This is a genomic window from Vibrio sp. TBV020 (assembly GCF_046056895.1).
Taxonomy (GTDB): Bacteria; Pseudomonadota; Gammaproteobacteria; order Enterobacterales; family Vibrionaceae; genus Vibrio.
In genome coordinates this window covers 1839454-1861511 of record NZ_JBEEAQ010000003.1, presented here as the reverse complement: position 1 = coordinate 1861511, position 22058 = coordinate 1839454, and the positions used below count along the sequence as shown (strand labels likewise).

23 protein-coding genes are annotated in these 22058 nt (G+C 42.2%); 5 read left to right on the top strand and 18 right to left on the bottom strand.

Features of this window, described 5'->3' with window-relative positions:
- The first annotated feature begins 205 nt into the window (after nucleotides 1-205).
- Complete coding sequence (gene ttcA / locus AAFX28_RS16540; protein WP_408689262.1) at nucleotides 206-1099, top strand: tRNA 2-thiocytidine(32) synthetase TtcA; 894 nt, start codon at nucleotides 206-208, stop codon at nucleotides 1097-1099.
- A 79-nt stretch (nucleotides 1100-1178) separates the two neighbouring features.
- On the opposite strand, the gene uspE is transcribed toward ttcA, so the two are convergent.
- The 10 genes from uspE to ccoN all read right to left on the bottom strand — a co-directional run bounded on the left by uspE (nucleotide 1179) and on the right by ccoN (nucleotide 10138).
- Nucleotides 1179-2126: a universal stress protein UspE gene (uspE, locus tag AAFX28_RS16535; RefSeq protein ID WP_408689260.1), complete on the bottom strand. Its 948-nt coding sequence runs from the start codon at nucleotides 2124-2126 to the stop codon at nucleotides 1179-1181.
- Nucleotides 2127-2271: 145 nt separating this feature from the next.
- Nucleotides 2272-3021 (bottom strand): FNR family transcription factor, encoded by a 750-nt coding sequence (locus AAFX28_RS16530; protein WP_004414051.1) that lies wholly within the window; start codon nucleotides 3019-3021, stop codon nucleotides 2272-2274.
- Between the two features lie 88 nt (nucleotides 3022-3109).
- Entirely contained in the window at nucleotides 3110-3784 is a 675-nt protein-coding gene (locus AAFX28_RS16525; protein ID WP_408689258.1) for a sulfite exporter TauE/SafE family protein, read from the bottom strand.
- A complete protein-coding gene (gene ccoS / locus AAFX28_RS16520; RefSeq protein ID WP_004414049.1) occupies nucleotides 3781-3945 on the bottom strand; it encodes a cbb3-type cytochrome oxidase assembly protein CcoS in 165 nt (54 codons plus the stop codon). Before ccoS ends, AAFX28_RS16525 begins: the two co-directional genes overlap by 4 nt.
- Nucleotides 3946-6318, bottom strand: coding sequence for a heavy metal translocating P-type ATPase (locus tag AAFX28_RS16515; RefSeq protein ID WP_408689256.1), 2373 nt, complete (start codon nucleotides 6316-6318; stop codon nucleotides 3946-3948).
- A gap of 9 nt (nucleotides 6319-6327) precedes the next feature.
- A complete protein-coding gene (locus AAFX28_RS16510) occupies nucleotides 6328-6807 on the bottom strand; it encodes a FixH family protein (RefSeq protein ID WP_408689254.1) in 480 nt (159 codons plus the stop codon).
- Nucleotides 6808-6914: 107 nt separating this feature from the next.
- Nucleotides 6915-7892: a cytochrome-c oxidase, cbb3-type subunit III gene (gene ccoP / locus AAFX28_RS16505; protein WP_408689252.1), complete on the bottom strand. Its 978-nt coding sequence runs from the start codon at nucleotides 7890-7892 to the stop codon at nucleotides 6915-6917.
- A complete protein-coding gene (locus tag AAFX28_RS16500; RefSeq protein ID WP_004414045.1) occupies nucleotides 7889-8065 on the bottom strand; it encodes a CcoQ/FixQ family Cbb3-type cytochrome c oxidase assembly chaperone in 177 nt (58 codons plus the stop codon). Before AAFX28_RS16500 ends, ccoP begins: the two co-directional genes overlap by 4 nt.
- Before the next feature lie 12 nt (nucleotides 8066-8077).
- On the bottom strand, nucleotides 8078-8698 hold the full coding sequence (gene ccoO / locus AAFX28_RS16495; RefSeq protein WP_269376481.1) for a cytochrome-c oxidase, cbb3-type subunit II: 621 nt from the start codon (nucleotides 8696-8698) through the stop codon (nucleotides 8078-8080).
- Between the two features lie 12 nt (nucleotides 8699-8710).
- Nucleotides 8711-10138 carry a cytochrome-c oxidase, cbb3-type subunit I gene (gene ccoN, locus AAFX28_RS16490; RefSeq protein ID WP_408689250.1) on the bottom strand — a complete coding sequence of 476 codons (1428 nt, stop codon included), beginning with the start codon at nucleotides 10136-10138 and terminating at the stop codon, nucleotides 8711-8713.
- A gap of 257 nt (nucleotides 10139-10395) precedes the next feature.
- On the opposite strand from ccoN, the gene AAFX28_RS16485 reads away from it, so the two are divergent.
- Together AAFX28_RS16485 and AAFX28_RS16480 are read left to right on the top strand one after the other, a co-directional pair.
- Nucleotides 10396-10758, top strand: coding sequence for a hypothetical protein (locus tag AAFX28_RS16485; RefSeq protein ID WP_408689248.1), 363 nt, complete (start codon nucleotides 10396-10398; stop codon nucleotides 10756-10758).
- Between the two features lie 291 nt (nucleotides 10759-11049).
- The gene (locus tag AAFX28_RS16480) at nucleotides 11050-12198 is read left to right on the top strand and encodes a hypothetical protein (RefSeq protein ID WP_408689246.1); all 1149 of its coding nucleotides are present in this window, start codon (nucleotides 11050-11052) and stop codon (nucleotides 12196-12198) included.
- Between the two features lie 697 nt (nucleotides 12199-12895).
- On the opposite strand, the gene AAFX28_RS16475 is transcribed toward AAFX28_RS16480, so the two are convergent.
- From AAFX28_RS16475 to matP, 4 genes are all read right to left on the bottom strand, one after another.
- The gene (locus AAFX28_RS16475; protein WP_408689244.1) at nucleotides 12896-14128 is read right to left on the bottom strand and encodes an HDOD domain-containing protein; all 1233 of its coding nucleotides are present in this window, start codon (nucleotides 14126-14128) and stop codon (nucleotides 12896-12898) included.
- Nucleotides 14129-14169: 41 nt separating this feature from the next.
- Nucleotides 14170-14478 (bottom strand): hypothetical protein, encoded by a 309-nt coding sequence (locus tag AAFX28_RS16470; RefSeq protein WP_408689243.1) that lies wholly within the window; start codon nucleotides 14476-14478, stop codon nucleotides 14170-14172.
- A 103-nt stretch (nucleotides 14479-14581) separates the two neighbouring features.
- On the bottom strand, nucleotides 14582-14893 hold the full coding sequence (locus tag AAFX28_RS16465) for a DUF3634 family protein (protein WP_408689241.1): 312 nt from the start codon (nucleotides 14891-14893) through the stop codon (nucleotides 14582-14584).
- Nucleotides 14894-14910: 17 nt separating this feature from the next.
- Nucleotides 14911-15357, bottom strand: a complete 447-nt coding sequence (matP, locus tag AAFX28_RS16460) for a macrodomain Ter protein MatP (protein ID WP_408689239.1) — start codon at nucleotides 15355-15357, stop codon at nucleotides 14911-14913.
- A gap of 170 nt (nucleotides 15358-15527) precedes the next feature.
- Here matP and AAFX28_RS16455 point away from each other — a divergent pair, with 170 nt between their 5' ends.
- Together AAFX28_RS16455 and fabA are read left to right on the top strand one after the other, a co-directional pair.
- Nucleotides 15528-17174 (top strand): S16 family serine protease, encoded by a 1647-nt coding sequence (locus AAFX28_RS16455; protein ID WP_408689238.1) that lies wholly within the window; start codon nucleotides 15528-15530, stop codon nucleotides 17172-17174.
- 91 nt (nucleotides 17175-17265) lie between these two features.
- A complete protein-coding gene (gene fabA, locus AAFX28_RS16450) occupies nucleotides 17266-17784 on the top strand; it encodes a bifunctional 3-hydroxydecanoyl-ACP dehydratase/trans-2-decenoyl-ACP isomerase (protein WP_408689237.1) in 519 nt (172 codons plus the stop codon).
- Between the two features lie 137 nt (nucleotides 17785-17921).
- Here the strand turns inward: fabA and rmf are convergent, their stop codons facing one another.
- The 4 genes from rmf to AAFX28_RS16430 form a co-directional block, all read right to left on the bottom strand.
- The gene (gene rmf, locus AAFX28_RS16445) at nucleotides 17922-18095 is read right to left on the bottom strand and encodes a ribosome modulation factor (protein WP_004414030.1); all 174 of its coding nucleotides are present in this window, start codon (nucleotides 18093-18095) and stop codon (nucleotides 17922-17924) included.
- Nucleotides 18096-18300: 205 nt separating this feature from the next.
- On the bottom strand, nucleotides 18301-19908 hold the full coding sequence (locus tag AAFX28_RS16440) for a DUF3466 family protein (protein ID WP_408689236.1): 1608 nt from the start codon (nucleotides 19906-19908) through the stop codon (nucleotides 18301-18303).
- A gap of 6 nt (nucleotides 19909-19914) precedes the next feature.
- Entirely contained in the window at nucleotides 19915-21831 is a 1917-nt protein-coding gene (locus tag AAFX28_RS16435; RefSeq protein WP_408689235.1) for an ABC transporter ATP-binding protein, read from the bottom strand.
- Nucleotides 21812-22051, bottom strand: a complete 240-nt coding sequence (locus AAFX28_RS16430) for a glutaredoxin family protein (protein ID WP_408689233.1) — start codon at nucleotides 22049-22051, stop codon at nucleotides 21812-21814. The genes AAFX28_RS16435 and AAFX28_RS16430 overlap by 20 nt, the downstream gene beginning before the upstream one ends.
- Between the last annotated feature and the right edge of the window lie 7 nt (nucleotides 22052-22058).

Here is a 22058-nt window from a genome sequence, read left to right as displayed (position 1 = left end):
ATCTATATGATCAACCCATTCTGTATACTTTTGTCATTTCGCTGACCTTTAACAGATGTTGCGCTATATCAGATGAATTGCCTTTTTACTCAATGAATCCGTCTCAAACATTTAATCCTGAATAAAAAGCTCGTATAATCCACGCCCCAAATAACCATGTTAGGAAGTCCTACAGTCGGCTATGTCGACGATGTGAGAGCTCGCAATGACTGAAAAAGATACAAGAAAAGAAACCCTAGAATTCAACAAGCTTCAAAAGCGCCTAAGAAGAAATGTTGGAAATGCCATTACTGATTACAACATGATCGAAGAAGGTGATGTTGTTATGGCATGTATTAGTGGTGGTAAAGATTCATTTGCGATGCTGGATATCCTGCTGAATCTACAGAAAGCAGCACCGATTAAGTTTGAAGTTGTTGCAGTAAACTTAGATCAGAAACAGCCAGGCTTCCCTGAGCACATTCTTCCTGACTATTTCGAAACATTAAACATCCCTTACTACATCGTAGATAAAGACACTTACTCTGTTGTAAAAGAGAAAGTGCCAGAAGGGAAAACTACATGTGGCTTATGCTCGCGTTTACGTCGCGGTACTCTATATTCATTCGCAGAAAAGATTGGCGCAACTAAACTAGCTCTAGGTCATCACCTTGATGACATCGTAGAAACTATGTTCCTGAATATGTTCCATGGTTCGCGTTTGAAGGCAATGCCACCAAAGCTTCGTTCAGATGATGGTCGTAATGTTGTTATTCGCCCACTGACGTACTGTCGTGAAAAAGATCTGATCAAGTACGCGGAGCACAAAGAGTTCCCAATCATTCCTTGTAACCTATGTGGCTCACAAGAGAACTTACAACGCCAGTCAATCAAAGCAATGCTTATTGACTGGGATAAGAAAACACCAGGCCGTGTAGAAGCGATCTTTAAATCAATTCAGAACGTAAGCCCTAGCCAGTTGGCCGATAAGAACTTATTTGATTTTGAAAATCTACCACTCGATCGTGAGGGTAGTCGTGAAGAATACGAATTTAGTGAAGCGATTGTCTCTTCAACAAATATTGATGAGTCAATGTTTATCGATGTAACCAACATCTAGTAAAACTCAATCTCAAATACAAAAAAGGAAGATAACTATTATCTTCCTTTCTTTTTATCTACTTTCGGTCAAAGCTAAGCTAGATTGCCGTTTTAGGGTCAAGAGGACTAATATAACCTTCTGGCTTGAGCGCCATCACATCACAATTAATCTTATCTATAACATGCTCCGCTGTATTACCGATAAAGACAGCTGATAAGCCTGTACGACCTGTGGTTCCAACAATGACCATTGCAGCATTCAACTTTTCAGCAGCTTCTGGAATCACATCTTCCGGTAGGCCTTGTTCCACAATGGTTTGTTCTTCATCATAACCATGTTTTTGGCGCAGCGCCTTCATTGCAGTTAGGTGATGACCACGTACTGCATCTGTATAAGTTGTTGGGTCAAACTCAGGCAGTTCGATAGTTATGTTTGCTGGCGTCACTGGGTACGCATTAACTAAGTAAGGTTTCGCATTTAATCGCTCAGTTAAACTATTCAATTGATCAACCATCGAATCGTTTAAACCAAGATGCGTGTCGTTTTCAGAGCCAACATGAACAGACGCTAGAATACTTGAATTCTCTGGCCACTCAGCATTTTTAATTAGTAGTACAGGGCAAGGACATTTGCGCAGCAAGTGCCAATCAGTAGGAGTGAAGATGACCGACTCTAGCACATCGTGTTTACGTGTTCCTTTAATCACAATATCATGACTTCCTGCGAAGACTTCAGCAATAATGGCTTCGTAAGGGCGATTGTGCCATACGACGCGCACCTCGAATTCGACATCTTCAACTAGGTAGTCTTTAGCGACTTTTTGCATCCACTGCTCACGTTGGTGGATGACACCACGTCGCATTGCATCTCTCTCATCAATCGACAACATTGATGTCATATCGTAAGAGAAGTCGTAAATTGAGAGGAAGAAAGTTACTCGACTAGGAGAACGGCTTTTCGAAGCTAACTGCATAGCACGAGCCAATGCAGGCTGCTCATCTTTGTTGATATCTGCAACAACTAAGATTTTATTGTAGATGCTCATATAAGAACTCCTTAAAGGCGAGGAGGGGTATATGATTAATGTAGCTTAGTTCGAAGGAGAGTTTTAGGAAAATATTGAGGAATCTGAGAGAATTATGATGTAGCTCATCATCGGAACGAATAGAGAGCTACATCATTGAAAGATATTACGATTCTGTTGATACGCCTGCCAATTCCATCAGCGCATCATGATCTAAGATAGTGATGTATTTACCTTTCACGCTTAGAATCTCAGATTTCTGGAAACGACCCAGTAGGCGAGAAATCGTTTCAACAGTTAGGCCTAGGTAGTTACCGATATCACCACGAGTCATCGTTAAGCGGAACTCACGAGGGCTAAATCCACGTTGAGAGAAGCGAGTAGAAAGGTTGTAAAGGAACGCAGCTAAACGCTCTTCTGCATTCTTTTTAGACAGCAGTAGAATCATTTCTTGGTCGCCCTTAATCTCATTACTCATCAAACGCATGATCTGCTGACGAAGCTTAGGCATTTTACCTGATAGATCATCAAGAATTTCGTAAGGGATTTCACAAACCATAGAGGTTTCTAGAGCTTGTGCGAAGCTAGGGTGAAGGTCGCCAGTAATCGCATCAAAACCAACTAGATCGCCAGCTAGGTGGAATGCAGTAATTTGCTCGTCACCTTGTTCAGTAATCGTATAGCTTTTAATCGTACCTGAACGGATTGCGTAAAGAGATTTTAACTCATCTCCTGCTTTGAACAGTTCCTGACCTTTTTGAATTGGCTTTTTACGTTCAATGATTTGATCAAGCTGATCGAGCTCTGATTCATTCAACGTAAATGGAATACAAAGTTGGCTAATACTACAATCTTGGCAGTGGATCGCACAACCACCCGACTGAATGCGCTTTGTTGCAGGCTTTTCAGAAATCATAACAACCTTTCACTATTTGATATACATCAATATTTTAGCACTCATTACCTACAAAGGGTAGTGAAAAAAGGTGGGTAAAAACAGCTACCTATAAACTTATTGCTAATAAAGATAACGCGCCATAACCTGTATATAAGCCATACGTTAATAAAACTAGAGCACCAAGGTTACGGAAGATTTGAGATTGTTGCAGTTTATGTAAATATGTAGCACCAAAGCCCATTAACAGCATTGCCGGCAATGTCCCCAAACCAAAACTCATCATAATTAATGCACCGTTGAGCGAGCTTCCTGAAACGGCAGACCATGTTAGTGTTGAGTAGACTAATCCACACGGCAACCATCCCCAAATAAAACCAAACGGAACCGCATGTAAAGGGGACTTCAAAGGTAAAAGAGATTTACCTGCAGGTGAAATGATTCTCCACAGAGATTGCCCGAGCTTTTCAACAACTAGCAACCCTTGCCACCAACGACCAATGTAGCAAGCGAGTAAGATCATAAATACTGCTGCAGCCAAGCGTAACCAGGTTAATGCATTGTTGAGCGCGCTTATTTCGCTAATAGAAGCCACAGCGCCACCAACGATGGCACCAATAAAGGCATAGCTAGAGAGCCGTCCTAGGTTATAAAATAGTGGGATAGTCTTAGAAGGTTGAGACTGGCCAATAGTGAGCATAGAAGCAATACCTCCACACATCCCCATACAATGGCCAGCACCAATTAAACCGATCAGAAAGGCCCCAATCCAATCAGGGCTCATTTCGGTGGGTTCTCTTTAGGCTCATCTTCATCGAGCAAGATGTTATGACCTTGTCGCTCTAAATCTTCGAACTGATCGCTCTTTACCGCCCACAGAAATATAGCAACGGCAACACATACCAAAACGATGGCAATTGGGATAAGGATATAAAGGCTTTCCATTTATCGACCTTTTTCTTTGAGCAAACGGAGAGAATTAGATATTACAATAATTGAGCTAGCAGACATACCGACTACTGCAAAATATGGCGCAACAAACCCCGCGACTGCCAAAGGAAGTATTAATAAGTTGTATCCTAACGACCATGCCAAGTTCTCTTTAATGATGCGACGTGTTTGCTGAGCTAACTCTCTCGCTTCAAGAATTCTATCAAGCCTGTCACCTAAGAGAACCATATCCGCAGAGGCTTTTGCTACGTCAGCACCGCCACCCATAGCAACAGACAAGTGTGCGCCTGCAAGCGTAGGAGCGTCGTTTATGCCATCACCAATCATCATAGTGATATCGCCATCGTCAACACCTTGTAAATAAGCAAGCTTGTCTTGTGGTTTCGCACCCGCAACGACATCATCGATGCCGATTTGAGACGCAACGATCTCGGCATTTTCTTTGGTGTCGCCAGTAAGTAGTGTCACCTTCACCCCTGATTGCTGGAATTTTTCGATGAACTCTTTAGTTTCAGAGCGGATAGGGTCTCGATAAACAAAGTTAGCAACATGAATACCATCCACCGACAAGTAAACCGTATTGGCCTGCGCACCTTGCTGATCACCTAACACGTAACGGGCACTACCAATCTTAACTTGCTTAGAATCAAAGCTACCTACGATTCCTGAGCCAATAATATTCTCCACGTCATCAACTTTAATCGAAGGATCTAAGTGCGGCTTAAAAGCACGGGCAATAGGGTGGTTAGCATGAGACTCTAACGAAGCAGCTATTGCTAAAACTTGTTTCTCAGACAAATCACTAAACAGCTGAACTTGGTCAATTTCAATATCACCATGAGTCAAAGTGCCTGTCTTATCGACAATCAGGTGATTAACTTTACAAAGCGTTTCAAACACATGGCTTTTGCGAAGAAGAATGCCAAGATTACCCATACGTGATGTAGCACATGTTAGGGCCGTCGGAGTCGCAAGAGACAAAGCACAAGGGCAAGTAGCCACAAGTACAGATAACATAATCCAGAATGCATCGTCTGGACGACTTGAATGCCAGAAGAACCAAGTACCAGCGGCTACAATCAAGATTACAGCGACAAAGTAACGAGCTACAACATCCGCAATTTCAGCAATTTTTGGCTTAGATAGCTGGGCTTCATCTTGCAAGCGAACGATATTTGAAATCATCGAATCGGCTTTAGAAGAGGTTACTTCTAACTCAAAAGACTCTTCACCATTTAGCGTACCGGCAAAGACATGATCATCGACTTGCTTAACTACTGGTAAAGATTCACCTGTTAGCATGGATTCATCAATATGGACTCGGCCAGATAGTATCTTACCGTCAGCGGGAATATGCTCGCCAGGTAGAACTCGGATTTGGTCGCCAACTTTTAAAGTCTTAACAGGGACTTGCTCACCATTCAGTTTATTGGCAATCGCTGGAATAAGTTTAAGTAGGTTCCCACTTGCTGCTGCAGCTTTACGACGAGCGCGCATTTCTAAGAAACGGCCGACTAATAAGAAGAAAGCAAACATCGAGATCGACTCGAAGAAAACTTCGCCTTTTTCTGTCACTGTCGCGACAAGGCTTGCACAGTAAGCAAAAATCATCGCAATAGAGACCGGTACATCCATGCCTAACGTACGACTTCGAAGACTGCGCCATGCGTTGAGATAAAAGGGAAGTGCAGAGTAAAGCATTACCGGTGTTGCAAAGATCAAGCTTACCCAGCGGAAATAATTCTTAAATTCAGGTTCTAAGTCACCAAATACTTCCAGATATAACGCGACAGCGAGCATCATAACCTGCATCGTTGCTAGCCCAGCAATGCCTAAACGATATAGATATTGCTTCATCTGCTCGTGGTAAGAGGCTTCTTGTTTGTCAGCTTCGAATGGGGCTGCTTTATAGCCCAGTTGATGAATAGAAGAGAGAAGTTCGCTTAGACGAACCTGAGTTTTATCCCAGGCGAGAAGTGCTCGATTTGTGGTTGTATTGACTCGGATAGAGACCACGCCCGATTTCGCCGCAACTTGTTTTTCAATTAGCCATGCACAAGCTGCACAAGAGACACCTTCTAAAGACAGCGTCACCTCTGAGCAATTTTCACTATTGCGCACAAATTCAGCTTGAACGTCGTCGTTATCGTAATGAATGAGGGCTTGTAGTTGTTCAGGAACAAGATCGGCTTTTTCTGCAGGGGCAGTGCGATATTGGTAGTAAGAGACCAGACCGCTGTCGACGATGGTCTGCGCAACCGTCTCACAGCCAGGGCAACACATATCTCTAATGTCGCCCAATATTTCTACTTTGAAATCCGTGTTGGCTGGTACATCTTCACCACAGTGGTAACAGGATTTGCACATATTAGTTTCTTAGTTAGATAGTTGTACTGCTGACGATGTTGGGAACTCAACACGGCCCTGAATTAACCACTTTTCATCATGTGGCGTTAGCTCAACAAACCATGGACCTTGTAACTCATTATCGAGCGTGAATCGATATTGACCGCTAGCATCTGAAGTAACGAGCTTGGTGAAGTCATGATCAGGAAGAGTACGGTGAGCAAACATAGCGGTGATGGCAGGATAGTGATCTAACTGGCCTTTATCGAATTGAATGACTACAGTGTTGCCTTGTGAGCGAACCGTAGCTTCGAGACCTAAGTCTTTTGTCACGTTGATTCTTGAAATGTCGACATTAATACCTTTACCTTTCTTATAGTAATCTTCAGTCACCAAGTGTACTGAATGTTGTGTAAGTATTGCGACTCGAACCAAAGTTAATATAGATACCCCGACCGTAAGGGAGAGTATAAACCAGGGCCAAAACTGCTTATACCAAGGCTTTTCCATATAATAGTTCTCAATAAAAAATTAAATAAATTTAGGGCTTTAACTGTAAAGGAAAGACAGCCCCATTACCATCTATAGAAAGTAAGGGGCTGTTATTGAAATGTAACTTATTGTTCCGAGTTGCTTAGGCTCCACACGTATGCAGAAACAAGCTGAACTTTGTCTTCGCCTAGAATATCTTTCCAAGCTGGCATTACGCCTGAACGACCGTTCATTACTGTTTCAGTTACATCGGCGCGTGAACCGCCAAATAGCCAGTCTTGGTCAGTAAGGTCTGGTGCACCCACTGCTGGGTTACCTTTACCATCTGTACCGTGACATGCTGCACACACAACAAAACGAGCTTTACCAGCTGCCGCTTCTTTTGCGTTTACAGAACGACCAGATAGGCTTAGCGTGTAGCTTACAACTTCTTTAACACCTTGCTCACCTAGTGCATCTTTCCATGCTGGCATTTGACCGATTCGACCATTCATTACTGTTGTCACGATTGCTTGCGGCTCACCGCCGTATAGCCATGCATCATCAGTAAGGTTAGGGAAACCTTTCAAACCACGAGCATCAGAACCGTGACATTGAGAACAGTTCTGTAGGAACAAACGCTGACCAACTTTTACTGCTTCGTTATCCGCTGCAATTTCAGGGATTGAACGCAGTTCAGTTGAACCATCTACGTATGCAAGTTTCTTGAATGCTTCACCAAAGTAGGTGTCTGCATCATCAAGTTCTTTTGCGTATTGTACAAGTTGCTTGTTCTGTTGCGCCGCAGCAATCGACGCTTTTGATTCTTCAATCGAACGAACAGTTTGGTCAGAGCTCTGCCAACCTAGAACGCCCTTGAAGTTACCTAGGCCTGGGTAAAGCGTTAGGTAAATCGCAGCGAAGACAAACGTACCAACAAATAGGTAAGTCCACCATTTCGGTAGTGGGTTGTTAAGCTCACGAATGCCATCGTATTCGTGGCCCATGTCTGCACCTTCTTCGACGCCCATTTTGTCTTTAAGGCACCAATAAAGGACAGCAGCACAGCCAACTAACGTACCGACTGTAATGATGATTATCCAAAGACTCCAAAATGTAGTCATTGCTTAGTCACTCCTTGTTCTTTTGAAGGTGCTTGCTCTTCATCAGCGAATACAAGGTTTGCGGCTTCATCGAAACGAGACTTACGACTCTTACCATAAGCCCACCAAACAACGCCTATAAAGCTTACGAAAAGCACTATGGTCCAAATACTGTGAATAGTACCGATATCCATAATCACCCCTTATTATTTCATTGCGTGACCAAGAGACTGAAGGTAAGCGATGATGGCATCCATCTCAGTTTTACCTTCTACATCTTTAGACGCGTTTGCAATTTGCTCATCAGTGTATGGAACACCAAACTGATCACGGAAGATAGTTAGCTTCTTCTGAGTGTCCTTACCATCAAGAACATTTTCTGCAAGCCATGGGAAACCAGGCATGTTTGACTCAGGAACCAACTCACGTGGATCAATTAGGTGAACGCGGTGCCACTCATCAGAGTAACGACCACCAACGCGTGCTAGGTCAGGACCAGTACGCTTAGAACCCCATAGGAATGGGTGCTCGTATACACTTTCACCAGCAACAGAGTAGTGACCGTAACGCTCTGTTTCAGAACGGAATGGACGAATCATCTGGCTGTGACATACGTTACAACCTTCACGGATGTAAACGTCACGACCTTCCATTTCAAGTGCTGTGTAAGGACGTAAGTTCTCAACAGGCTCAGTCGTTTGTTTTTGGAAAATCAGAGGAGTGATCTCTACAAGAGCACCCAAACTGATTGCAAAAACGATAAGAATCGCTAGTAAACCGACATTGCGTTCAACAATTTCGTGGCGATTGTTAGAATTTGAACTCATTCTTTAATCTCCTTATGCCGGCTGAGGGATAGCTTTTAGGCTATCTTTTGGCGCGCTTACTGTCTTATACGTGTTGTATGCCATTAGGAACATACCTGCTAGGAAAATAAATCCACCTAGGAAACGTACAAAGTAGAATGGGTAAGACGCTTGTACAGATTCAACGAAGCTGTAAGTCAATGTACCGTCAGAGTTTACTGCACGCCACATCAGACCTTGCATTACACCAGAGATCCACATAGCAACGATGTACAGAACTGTACCGATAGTTGCTAGCCAGAAGTGCGTGTTAACAAGGCTCACAGAGTACATACGCTCTTGGCCAAATAGCTTAGGAACAAGATGGTATACCGAACCGATAGATACCATTGCAACCCAACCTAAAGCACCGGAGTGTACGTGACCGATAGTCCAGTCTGTGTAGTGAGACAGTGCGTTAACTGTCTTGATTGACATCATCGGACCTTCGAACGTAGACATACCGTAGAACGATAGAGATACGATTAGGAAACGAAGAATTGGGTCATAACGAAGTTTATGCCATGCACCTGATAGCGTCATGATACCGTTAATCATACCACCCCAAGAAGGAGCAAATAGTACCAGTGACATAACCATACCTAGTGACTGCGTCCAATCTGGAAGAGCAGTGTAGTGTAGGTGGTGAGGGCCAGCCCAAATGTATAGAGAGATAAGAGCCCAGAAGTGAACGATAGACAAACGGTATGAATAAACAGGACGTTCAGCTTGCTTAGGTACGAAGTAGTACATCATACCTAGGAAACCAGCTGTCAGTAGGAAACCTACTGCGTTGTGTCCGTACCACCACTGAACCATTGCATCCACTGCACCAGAATAAATCGAGTATGATTTACCCATAGATACAGGAATTGCCATGCTGTTTACGATGTGTAAAACAGCGACAGTGATAATAAAGGCACCGAAGAACCAGTTTGCTACGTAGATGTGAGAGGTTCTACGAGTGATCAATGTTCCAAAGAACACAATCGCATAAGAAACCCAGACAACTGCGATGGCAATGTCGATTGGCCACTCTAGCTCAGCGTATTCTTTACCAGAGGTGAAACCCAACGGTAGAGTAATAGCTGCTGCTAAAATAATGGCTTGCCAGCCCCAGAAGGTAAAGGCGACAAGAGGGCCACCAAATAAACGTTGCTGACAGGTACGCTGAACAACGTAATAAGACGTTGCGAATAGGGCACTTGTACCGAACGCGAAAATAACCGCATTAGTATGCAGAGGACGTAAGCGACTATACGTCAACCACGGCGTATCAAAGTTTAGCTGTGGCCAAACTAATTGAGCGGCAATCAAAACACCAACAGCCATGCCAACTATACCCCAGAGAATGGTCACTAAGGTAAACTGACGAACGACTGTATAGTTGTAGTTTTGTTCAAGCTGCTTTTCTTGGCTCATTTGCATGCTTCCAATTTCTAATTAACTACACTTTACTTCCAACACGACACATGTCGTAATGCCACCCAAACCATAAAGAAAAACAATCTGAAACAATCAGTTAATAATTCTTGCCGATTTTAAGAAAAAGTGGCATTTTCAGCCGCCAACTATACTGCATTTAACAATTCAATGACAGAGTAGTAACCTTACAGTCGTTCAGGTTTTGGCCTTTTATTTTAAAACTTTGAAGTTTGTTACACGGAGAACACCGCAGTATGGCTGCCGAAAAACTTACAAGAGGACGTTTTGTTCAAATAATCATCATGTTAACCCTTTTAGTTACAGTGTTTATTTGGCGAACAGTCACATTCACAGATCAGCAAATTGTCGAGTGTAATTTGAAACCAAACTGTTCATTTAGTGTTAAAAATGAGCAGTTCAATGCTCAAAAAATCGAAGATAAGGTTGTGTTACAAAAACCATCAAATAACTGGATAATTGAACCTAGAAATAGCGCAATAAAAATCATCGAAAATGAATCAAATTGGGAAATTTATCCTGAATCAGGAACTGAATTCGAACTATCTATTTCGGACCTAGAGCAAAGCAATCTAACCGGGGTCAAGTTCAGAATCTAGATAGCATTTAGTTACCGCGTCACAATGATAAAGGGGCAGACAGTCGTCTGCCTTATCACTCATCAGACCAAATAACTTGGCACGGCTCTAATTATCGCTCGCACTTCTATTTAATCCCTCAAAGTAGTTGATAGACTTGATTTATAAAACAAAAAGCTTCTACTAAAGATATAGATAGGTAGCCGAGTTAAGTTTTGTGATTCAAATCCTATGAACTACATTCTTAATACCACCGATTCACAAATCCAATCTATCGAGCTTTCTCAACGTACTTCTTAATGAGGAACAATCATGACCACAGTGACTGTATTTTTTAGTGGTACGGGTGCAACTTCTGAAAACCATGTTCACAAAGCCTATGCTGCGGGAGAACTGGTTTCTGTTCTCGCAAAAAACATCGTTGGTCGTGACAATGTTGACTATATACAGGTTGATGGAGTAGGTAGCGGCAATTTAAGTGAATGGAAAAAACAAACTAAAGATGACACATACTGTCAAATTATGGGGCAACTTGCGGGCAAAGGTGTAGATAGTAACATTCAGCACGTTATTAACTTACTAGTAGGAAGAAAAACATCACGTCCTGTTGATTTCAAAGCTAGAGCTAGTGACATGTTGAGTGCGCAAAAACCGTTTAATAGAATAAGTTCAGCTTATTCAAAATGGCAATCCCAACGGGATGAACTCGCTTCAGATCTGAAATCGGGTCTCAACTTCCAAATGGAAATGATTTCAACCGAACGTGAAAAGAACCCAATCACTCAACTCAATCTCATTGGTTGGAGTCGAGGAGGCGTGACATGTTTCGAACTCGCTAATGCTCTGTTAAAAGTCCCAGCTTTAGCCAATATAAAGGTCAATATATTCGCGCTAGATCCCGTACCCGGTGGCATGAATGCTTTCCAAGATTACAAGACATTGGGCCCAAACGTAAAACAGATTGTATGTGTATTTGCGCAAGATGAGCGCTCATTATTCTTCAAAGCACGTATGCCAAATCTTCACAAGAACACCAAATTCTATACCACACTAATGCCAGGTCGACACGCAACTCTGGTTGGCGCATCAAGAACGAGTGGCGGTGGCCAAGGAGAGCATTTATTGCTTGGGCCTGGTTTTGTTACTCGTGATTTCGCTGAGAAAGTATTGTCCAGTTGGGGAACCAACTTTAAACAGAATTCAACGTTACGTTTGTCTAAGGAACAGATTTTAGAGCTTTACGGAAAGATGGATAAAAACAAAGCCTTATATAAAAAGATGCACAGTAAGGTATACACAGCGAAAAACCTAATCATAACAACAACATCAAATCGTATTGCAGCACATTCCAATTTTCCGGGAATAAAGCAGAAATTTGAAAACGCAGTAAATCGCCATCATTTTGATGTACTAAACAATGACGCATTTGCCATCAAAGGAAATTCAGCGATATTAGTTTAATCAAAAGCTACTAATAAACAGTATTAGAATCGTTAGATTATAAATACTGTTTATTAGGTATTTTATGGTAAATCAATTATGTTGAATAAATTCCAGATGCACACCGAGAGGGAGAGCAATAACACAGCCACATTGTAGAACCTTTAAACCTCATTTAACATAAGATACATAATGCGCACTTAAATATTAGAGGCTATGAGTAATTTGGTGACTAATTAGCTATGATTTTTAACGAAGATCATTCACCTGATGCCAATTTCAGATGTTTAGCAAAGATTGGCCTTGGGCTTTCTGATGATTGATTAAATTCCGTAAGTTCACACATAGACTTTGAATGTTCTTGTACCTATTTAAACCCACAGACTCTTTATCGTTTCATCTGGTTGCTCTACGCGAATTTTTACGGCTCTTAGCCTGACAAACACTCTAGATTTTACACAGCGCGCCGGCTCATGTTCTCGCTTTAATGTCTGATTATTGAGTACAGCCAGAAAACTATGATGCTGTTGATGAACTTCGTTTTCCTATACATTCACATTGTTAGTACTTTGCTATCTATCTTCTGAGGCTCTAACTCAAACCAACCACCATAACTTACTAGAATCCAACGAAGTTCGTGTTTCATTGTGAAGTGCCGTGCTATGGTTTTAAATTATCAGCAATAAATTTAGTTATAGTGCGTTAAATTAAGTACGTCCTAGCTATTTAGCTCCACTTTACCTGGCTGTTTAGCACGAATTGACTGAATAGACTCCCCGGACATCTGCACATTAGCAAACCAGTATGGTTTATGCTTTTCAACAAAAACATCGCTTCGTTCTAGGCCATCAAATATTGCATATGCTTGAGCCTGGCCTAATGCAATACCTGCTTCGCTTCGCTCAAGTATTGGAGTCTCAGCCAAGTCTTCTTGTAGCGCAACTTTAAGGTGCGCGGTTTGCGGAGTCCACTCAAGTGAATCAATAATCTTGTGGGTCAGTATTTTTTCAAGCTTAACAATCAGCTTAGGAATGATGCTTAAATTAGGAGTCACATCTGCGCATGCATAGTATTCATCACGCATGTGATTCTCTCGATAAAAGCGCATTTTTTCGACTAATGCGTCTTCATACATTTGAGTGAAGTGATTAACCACCGCAAAGTGGCTAATGGTTCGTAGTACGCCTAATAGTACACCTTGCTCAGGGTTTTTTGATGCTCCCTGCTCCATCCTTAATCTGGTCACGTTGGCTGTTAGAATCAAATGCTGCCATAGCTTCGGCGCGATGCTCTTTGTCGGCTTATCCTGCCATCTCAACAGGCGCCTCGCCATAAGTATTGGGAACAATAAGCGAGAGTTTTCTATCCCTAAGGTTCCTATCGCTACTTTGGGATCTTGCACGCTACGTACAGATTTGCCAATCCGAGCGCAAAACTTTGGGTTGTTGGCTAAACCAACGACTTCAGATTTTAGTTGGCTGTCATTAGTTGTTAAAACCGAAAGCTTAGAAAAGTTCAAAGACGGAGAATAAGCGATACTTAAGAAGTGATTGAAGTCAGGAAAACGATTAAAGAGTTTATCCACTGGTGACGTCGATAGTTTTTCTAGAATCTTGTTCTGAGCGTGTGCGGCGATGTCATTGACTACAAAGCTATGAATTTTTTGTCTTTCTTCAATCGCCTTGCGACGTTCCTGAACTCTTGATGTCTCGCACTCTAGCAACAAACGCTGATTATCTGTAATTCGCTCTTTCTCGTGTAGAATTACACTGTCACAAAACTCACTTTGTCTACTAAGGACTCCATCTACATCAGTTTGATCTAGCAAGTACTTTAAACTGACCAACCATTTCGCATGTCGTTCTCTCGTTAATAGCGAGATCTTTTGAGCTAAAGCCTGAGCCTCTTTATTGTAATTCTTGTTTGTTGTTAACGAACTTCGCATAGCCATCTGAATTTATGAAAATCTGCGCGAATATAGTATGTCATTCACTAATTTTCAATGTGTAATCGAATGTATTTTTCTGAGACGTTAGTTTTATAGCGGTGCCCTTTTCTTACGACACGCTTACTGAGTTTACATAACTTGTGGTCACCCGTAGAGGTTACCCTTTTAACCACCGCAAATGCTTCCATGTGAGACATTTCAATAAACAAATCACAATAGCCCTCGTGTTCATGCTTAGATATTTGTTTTTCTATATTTGACTTAATCTTCTTGGCAAGTGGATTGACCTCTGCATCATCAGCGGTGACACAGAAGCTCATTAACAGTGTGAAAAATAGTATATGTTTAATCATCGTGGTTACCTCTAGAAACAAGATAACAAACACGTTGACCTAGAAAATATCTATAACTTAGCTTTTAGAAACGTAGGAGGAAATTATGAAATTAACAAGTTTCTCAACTGGCTTTTTTATTGCCTTTTGAGCGGAAGCCTTGAAACGGGAACACATTGCGAATTCGTTGCTGAACTGACTTGTTTATATCTTTCGACATCACTAATTTAGCACCTGAGCGTTGTTGGTAGACCTTGAGTTCACCACTAAACGGAGTCTTATGCCCGATTTCTATAACGTTATAACGAAAACTCGGTGGGAAATGCCCTTTTTCACCAACTATCTTACCCTTTAAAAATTTTACTTTTAGTACGGGTCTATCGACTGCGACTAGCCAAAAGATGATAATTGCAGCGACTAGGATGACATATAGCATCAGGTGACTCCCTAAAGTTAATCAAGCAGTTTACTTAGATCTTCTTTTAAGCTGTTTACCGCTTTGCTCGCTTTTTCACTTCTCGAAGCTTCGGATAACAAATACTCGATAGCGTCAGAAAGCGTACAACCGAGCTCATTTGCGCGGTGTGACAGCTTTTCCCAAACACGATAATCGAGATCAATCGATTTCTTCTTAGTATGAATTTGTTCCGCATTGAAATGACGTTTTCTTTTGGCACGAATCGCTTGCTTCAATTTATTATCAAGTTCTGGAGACATATGGTTTTCAATCCATTCCAGAACTCGCGTTGGTTCGTGTTCCAAGCCTTTGAGTTCAGCGACAGCAGCATCAGCTTCACTTGAATCTATGTGGCAAGTGATCGACTCACCAGCTTTCCATTTGTTGATCAAATAAGTCCATTTCCAACCACATTCAAGATTTTCAAGCTGCTGATATTTCATTTCGAGGCCATTTAATAAACGTTAGAGTGACAGCGTAACTGTAAGTAACGAAACTTACAATCCCTATTGTATTCGAAAAGCGATCAAGATCATTAGATAAAATTATCTATATATACTACTTCAGTTTTTCTATATACTTTGCGTCCGATTTAAGCACATGATCTGATTCAATGAACCAAGAAAGCTGGCACGCGGTAACTCCTCAATATTCTCGCTATGACGCTCAAATTCAAAGATTTTCTGAGCTAGGCCTAGTTAATTTTTTCGATATTCAACCAAGGCTGAAACAGTCGTTACAGACGTTTACTAAAATCGCAGGATATAGTCGACTATTAGTCGTAAATTCCATCGACAATGCTTTCTACAGAAACTTAATAAGAGACGGTTTAAACTCTTTAGATTCTGCCGTTCCAAGCTTAACGACAGAGTCCCTAAACATATCCACCCTGCTTGGTTCGTATACGTGCAACGAGAAAGGTGACGTTGTCACAGAAATTCAAGGTTTACTTGATAAAGCCAACGGTGGTTACCTTATTATCCCCGCAACTTTGCTGTTAGCTAACCCTGCCAGTTGGCAAGTATTGCGAACCGTCTTATTAGGACAAGCGGTAAATCCAGTTAACGCGAATCCGAGGCAGCCTGCTATCACTGAGCCTTCTCACTGTTATGATCTCAAAGTTATACTGGTCGGAGATAGACATCAAATTGCAGATTTTGAATACTTAGAACCAGAGCTTTATACAGGTCTCGCACTTTTTACTGAGATAGAAACGGAGCTGGCGTTAGATAAGAATAGCATTGAACAGTACTTAGGGTTTCTTTCATGGATTGTTCAAAATTACAAACTGCCCCAACCTACTTTTGGCGCTATTCACCGTTTGATGAATGCAGGTGCACGATATACTGAAGATCAGCACTACATGCCAATCGAAGTACTGTGGTATTTATCGCTCCTACAAGAAGCACGCCTGACGTCTAACCAGCAGTTCCTGTCAGAGATCGATTTAGACCAAGCTTTAGATAACAAATACCACCGAGAAGCCTACCTACCAGAACGCGCTCTTGCGGATATTACTGATGGACAAGTTATTATTGAAACACAAGGTGAATGTGTCGGCCAGGTCAACGGCCTAACGGTCATTGATGTACCAGGGCACCCTATGTCTTATGGTGAGCCTGCACGAATTTCTTGTGTCATTCATTTCGGTGATGGCGATATTTCTGATGTAGAGCGTAAAGCTGAACTTGGCGGCAATCTTCATGCTAAAGGTATGATGATTATGCAGGCTTTTGTTAGCAGTGCACTTCAGCTCGACGAGCCTCTTCCTTACTCTGCGTCTGTTGTTTTTGAGCAGTCGTACAGTGAGGTCGATGGAGACAGTGCAACCTTAGCTGAACTTTGTTCATTCGTAAGTGCTTTGTCTGAGTACCCTATTAACCAGCAAATTGCAGTTACAGGTGCTGTTGATCAGTTTGGCCGTGTACAAGCTGTTGGTGGACTGAACGAGAAAATCGAAGGCTTTTACCATGTATGTAAGCATCAAGGATTTACGGGCGAACAAGGTGTCATCTTGCCTAAAACGAATTTGAAACACTTAGCGCTACATAAAGACGTGGTCGAGAGTATCAAAAAGAATGAGTTTCACATCTGGTCTGTGTCTACTGTCGATGAAGCTATACCAATCATTATGGGTAAGCCATTCAGAGGCGAAGATGATGAAAGCGTAATTAGCAAGATAGCGCAACGTATTGAAAACTTTGAGCGACATGAACATCCTCCTAGACTTGTGGAACGTATCAAAAACTGGTTCATGTAAGCCAAAAATAATTTAAAAAAGGACTGATCGGAGTTGTTTAGCGTACACGTGTTCACTAACATGCTCCTATCAAAATTTGGAGTAATTGATAATGCAAAACAAACGTGATTCTTATAACCGTGAAGACCTTCTAGCATCTAGCCAAGGTGAATTGTTCGGCCCGGGTTACCCTCAACTACCTGCACCAAACATGCTAATGATGGATCGCATCAGTAAGATGTCTGAAACAGAAGGCGATTACGGTAAGGGTCTTATCCTAGCTGAGCTAGATATTACTCCAGACCTATGGTTCTTTGATTGTCACTTCCCTGGTGACCCAGTAATGCCTGGTTGTCTCGGCCTAGATGCAATGTGGCAGCTAGTAGGCTTCTTCCTTGGCTGGGTTGGCGGCAAAGGTAAAGGCCGTGCTCTAGGTGTAGGTGAAGTTAAATTCACTGGTCAAATCCTACCTACAGCTAAAAAAGTAACGTACGAGATTCACATGAAGCGCGTAGTAAACCGTAAACTAGTTATGGGCCTTGCAGACGGTCGCGTATTAGTTGATGGTAAAGAGATCTATGTAGCGAAAGATCTAAAAGTTGGTCTTTTCCAAGATACTTCTGCGTTCTAAGCACTTAGGTTACTTTTTAAAAAGCGACTATTTTTAGTCGCTTTTTAGATCTAAAAACATTTAGTTATAGTGCATCATTGAGGTATTTAAAAGCCCCTTTCGGGGCTAAATCCTTTTTCAAGTATGTGGATTAAGTGTTATTTGTAGAGACCAGAGTGTTTGTCTTCTCTGGCATCGCGCCAACCACCAAGCCAATAAGATCGAGCATCCATCTGCTGATATGGACATGCCTCCATAGAGCGACCATTCAAGCCAGCTTTGTATCCTTGAGATTGAGCTCTTTCTAAGCGGTCACGCTTTTGTCTCTTCATAGTGTCGTCCTCATACATAAAATGTTTTCTTAACGTACTACTTAAATCTGTCACACCACCAGCAACCTTGTTACTCGCCTTATGTGAAAGACATGAAGCTTTCATGGCTTCTAGATTAAGATTCGATCAAAATGTGGCTTTATTCAAGATAAAAAAAAGGCACAGATTCAAAACTGTGAACCTGTGCCTTTGTTGAATATTTAACCTATTTTCTACGGAACCCAAGCAGTCCAAGCAGTGTCAGAGCAAAGAAACCTAACGTACCACCTTGGCGCTCAACAGTTGAGGTTTCAACTGGACGTTCGGTAATTGATGGGTTTGTAACTGGGACAAGCTTAACAGCAACAAGTTTTGATGTGCTGTTACAAGACGCATCAATTGCATCGCTTGCGTAACCACCTTCACAGTAGTATGCCGTCGCGGCAATGACACCTGCGTCGTTAATGTCACCGGCTTGAACAATACGATAATCATTGTTTGAAGCAAGGGCATTGCTACCATAAGTAAGGTTATCTAGGTACCACGCTTTGCCCTGGAGTGGAGCTTGCGCTTTGCTGGTAAGCTGAGTAATGAAACCACGTTGAGCACGAGGTTTACCATCCACTTCACGGTGCGTTTCAAAGTCTACGGTGCCAACAACCTCATCGTACTTATTAATACCACCAATTAGACCATTAGCTCCAGTAAAGAAAATGTCACCTGAAAAGACTTGCGCAGATGGGTTCGGGTCAGCCACATTTGTAACGTAGAACAAGCCATTACTGTACGCACCATTACTGATAACGTCACGTAACTTATAGGTACCAACTGCTACACCGTTTTCACTTACAGCAGAAAGTTTTGAGTTCAGGTAGTTATCTAAGCTTCGGTCACCACCGTCAAAGCCAGATACAAATCGATGAGTCCATTTAGTATTCACAGTGTCATAGTAAAAAACAGCAGCTCGGAGACGTTCTTCAACATCACTATTAAAACCGACAGCATAGATATCACTGCCAATAAGTGTCACATCTCGAGCTGAGCCTTGTGGCATTACTTGGTCACGGATAGCAGAATTTTCCCATGCAATACGATTTGTTGTAGTTGTGCCTCCACCAGTCGGAGTCTGCCAAATTATAGCTTCAGAAGTATAGTCACTTCCTGTTCCATACTTAGTTGAGATACTACCTACTGTATATACGTCAGTACCATCATCGACCTGAGCCCAAGCACGAGAACGAGCGGCGGAACCGACCGTTAACCCGTCCGCAAAAGCAACATTACGTTCTTCAACACTCGCTTGGAAACTGCCTACAGCATTGCCATCTGCATTAATACTATTGATCACGACATTACCATCAGATGGTCGCTCTGATGCAAATTCGATGAATGCTTTTGAGTTGTTTACATCGCTATTTTCAAACTCATTAGCAAAACCATTAGTGTATTGAGTTGTAGCCCAGTTTTCACAGAGTGAATCCGTGTAACCCAAATAGTTGTAACAGTAAGAGCGGAAGTTATCGTAAAGATTGTCGCCCACGTCGATGTAGTCAAAGCCAAAGTTAACTAAGAATGGGGATTCATCTCGGTATTGGAAACCTTCTTGATACTTTTTACCTTCATAAGCGATTGCATAATCACCTTGGCCACAGCTAGCATCAAAACACGACGCCGCACCGTTAGCAGCTGGTGCTATCGCGACACCGTAAGTCTGCGTTATCTCATTGTCCGCCACATCTTCATATTTATAAACATTATACAGCGCCGCATTTGCAGAAAATGAAGCAGCAACCGTTGCCGCTACTGCTGTAATCTTGAAAATTTTACTACTCATTTGTTCTTAACTTTCCTGTTGCATTGCTTCGAGCTCTTCCCAACGCTCAAAAGCAACTTCAAGTTCCTGCTCTCTAGCAGCCAACTTATCTAAAATTGGTTGTGTTTGGTCAACTGACTTTGAAAAGAAATCAGCACTATTAACCTGCTCTTGCAAACTCTCGATTTCAGATTCTAATTCTTCAAGTTTTGCTGGTAGCCCTTCTAACTCTCGTTGCAGTTTATAAGATAACTTCTTCGGCTTACTCTTTGCTGCAACAGTTTTGGGAGTTTCCTCAACCTGTTTAGCACTTTTCGTCGGTTTTTCAGACGATCTAGCTTGATGAGTTTGAGAGCGCTGTTGCTGAGCATCGTGATAGCCACCAACGAACTCCTCAATCACACCTTCACCTTCGAAGATCCAACTTGTGGTCACAGTGTTATCAACAAACTGACGATCGTGACTTACAAGTAAAAGCGTACCCTGATAGTTGGCAAGCAAATCTTCTAAAAGTTCCAAAGTTTCGATATCTAGATCGTTAGTTGGTTCATCTAACACCAAAAGGTTGTTTGATTTGAGGAAGATTCGAGCAAGTAATAGCCTGTTCTTCTCTCCGCCTGATAGTGCTTTTACAGGAGTACGTGCACGCTTGGGTGCAAATAAGAAGTCTTGAAGATAGCTAAGTGCGTGTCGCTGTCGACCGCCAACCATGACCTCTTGTTTACCATCGGCAAGATTATCTATTACAGACTTTTCTGGGTCGAGAATTTCGCGGTATTGGTCAAAGTAAGCAACTTCAAGCTTGGTACCACAATGGAGCTTCCCTGACTGTGGTTCTAGATCGTTAAGCAGCAGTTTTAACAACGTACTCTTACCACAACCGTTAGGTCCGATAAGAGCAATTCGATCGCCACGCATAATATTGAACGAAAAGTCTTTAACGATCGACTTACCTTCAATACTGTAATTGATGTTTTTCGCCTCGAAGACAATCTTGCCTGAACGAGCCGCATCATCAATTTGAATATTCGCTTTGCCCTGAACTTCACGTCGATCGCTGCGTTCTTCACGTAGCTTTTTAAGTGCTCTTACTCGACCTTCATTACGCGTGCGTCGAGCCTTGATACCCTGACGGATCCAAACTTCTTCTTGGGCGAGCTTTTTGTCAAACTCCGCATTTTGCATCTCTTCAACACGTAACGCTTCTTCTTTTTCTACAAGGTAGTTTTCGTAATCACCTGGGAATGAAGAAAGCTTGCCACGATCGAGATCGACGATACGAGTCGCCATGGATTTAATGAACGCGCGATCGTGCGAGATGAAGATAATGGAACCACGAAAGTCTTTAAGGAAGTTTTCTAACCACTCAATCGTTGTAACGTCAAGGTGGTTAGTCGGCTCATCAAGAAGTAATACGTCAGGGTCGCACACCAAAGCTCTCGCTAATGCGGCTTTACGCTGCCAACCACCAGATAGATCAGTAAGTTTTGTGTGACCATCAAGCTTAAGTGCAGCAAGAACATTCTTGATACGGTCTTCAAAACGCCATGCACCGTTAGTTTCAAGCTCTTCTTGAATGCGAGCCAACTTATTGATGTTCTGCTCTGAAGGGTCTTCGGCAATCAGATCGAGCTGATCTTGATAGATCTTTAGTTTCTCACCAATCTCAGCTAAGCCACCAGCAACGTAATCAAGTACCGTACCTTCTTGGTTGCGAGGTGGGTCTTGCTCTAGCCTTGAAACTACAACGTCTTGCGTCACCGTTAGTTTGCCATCATCTAGAACAACTTCACCGGCAAGTACTTTCATTAAAGTAGATTTACCAGCGCCATTTCGTCCCACTAAACAAACACGTTCGTTTTCTTGTAATGCGAAATCTGAATGGTCGAGTAAAGGATGATCACCGTAGGCCAGCAATCCGTTATTAATTGTAAGTAATGCCATTGTTATCTAACCAAACTTGTAGTTGTTCCAAATCGAAAGGCCAATTGAGCTCATTACCTTGGTAATTGAGTACGGGAATTGTGACCCCGTAACGAGAAAACAGCTCATCGTCGAAAGCAATATCGACAATAGTGACCTGATCTGAAACATTGAGTTGTTGAGTGAGTTGGTATGCCATCTCACACAGATGGCACCCTTCTGTACTGTACAGAGTAATCACGATACTT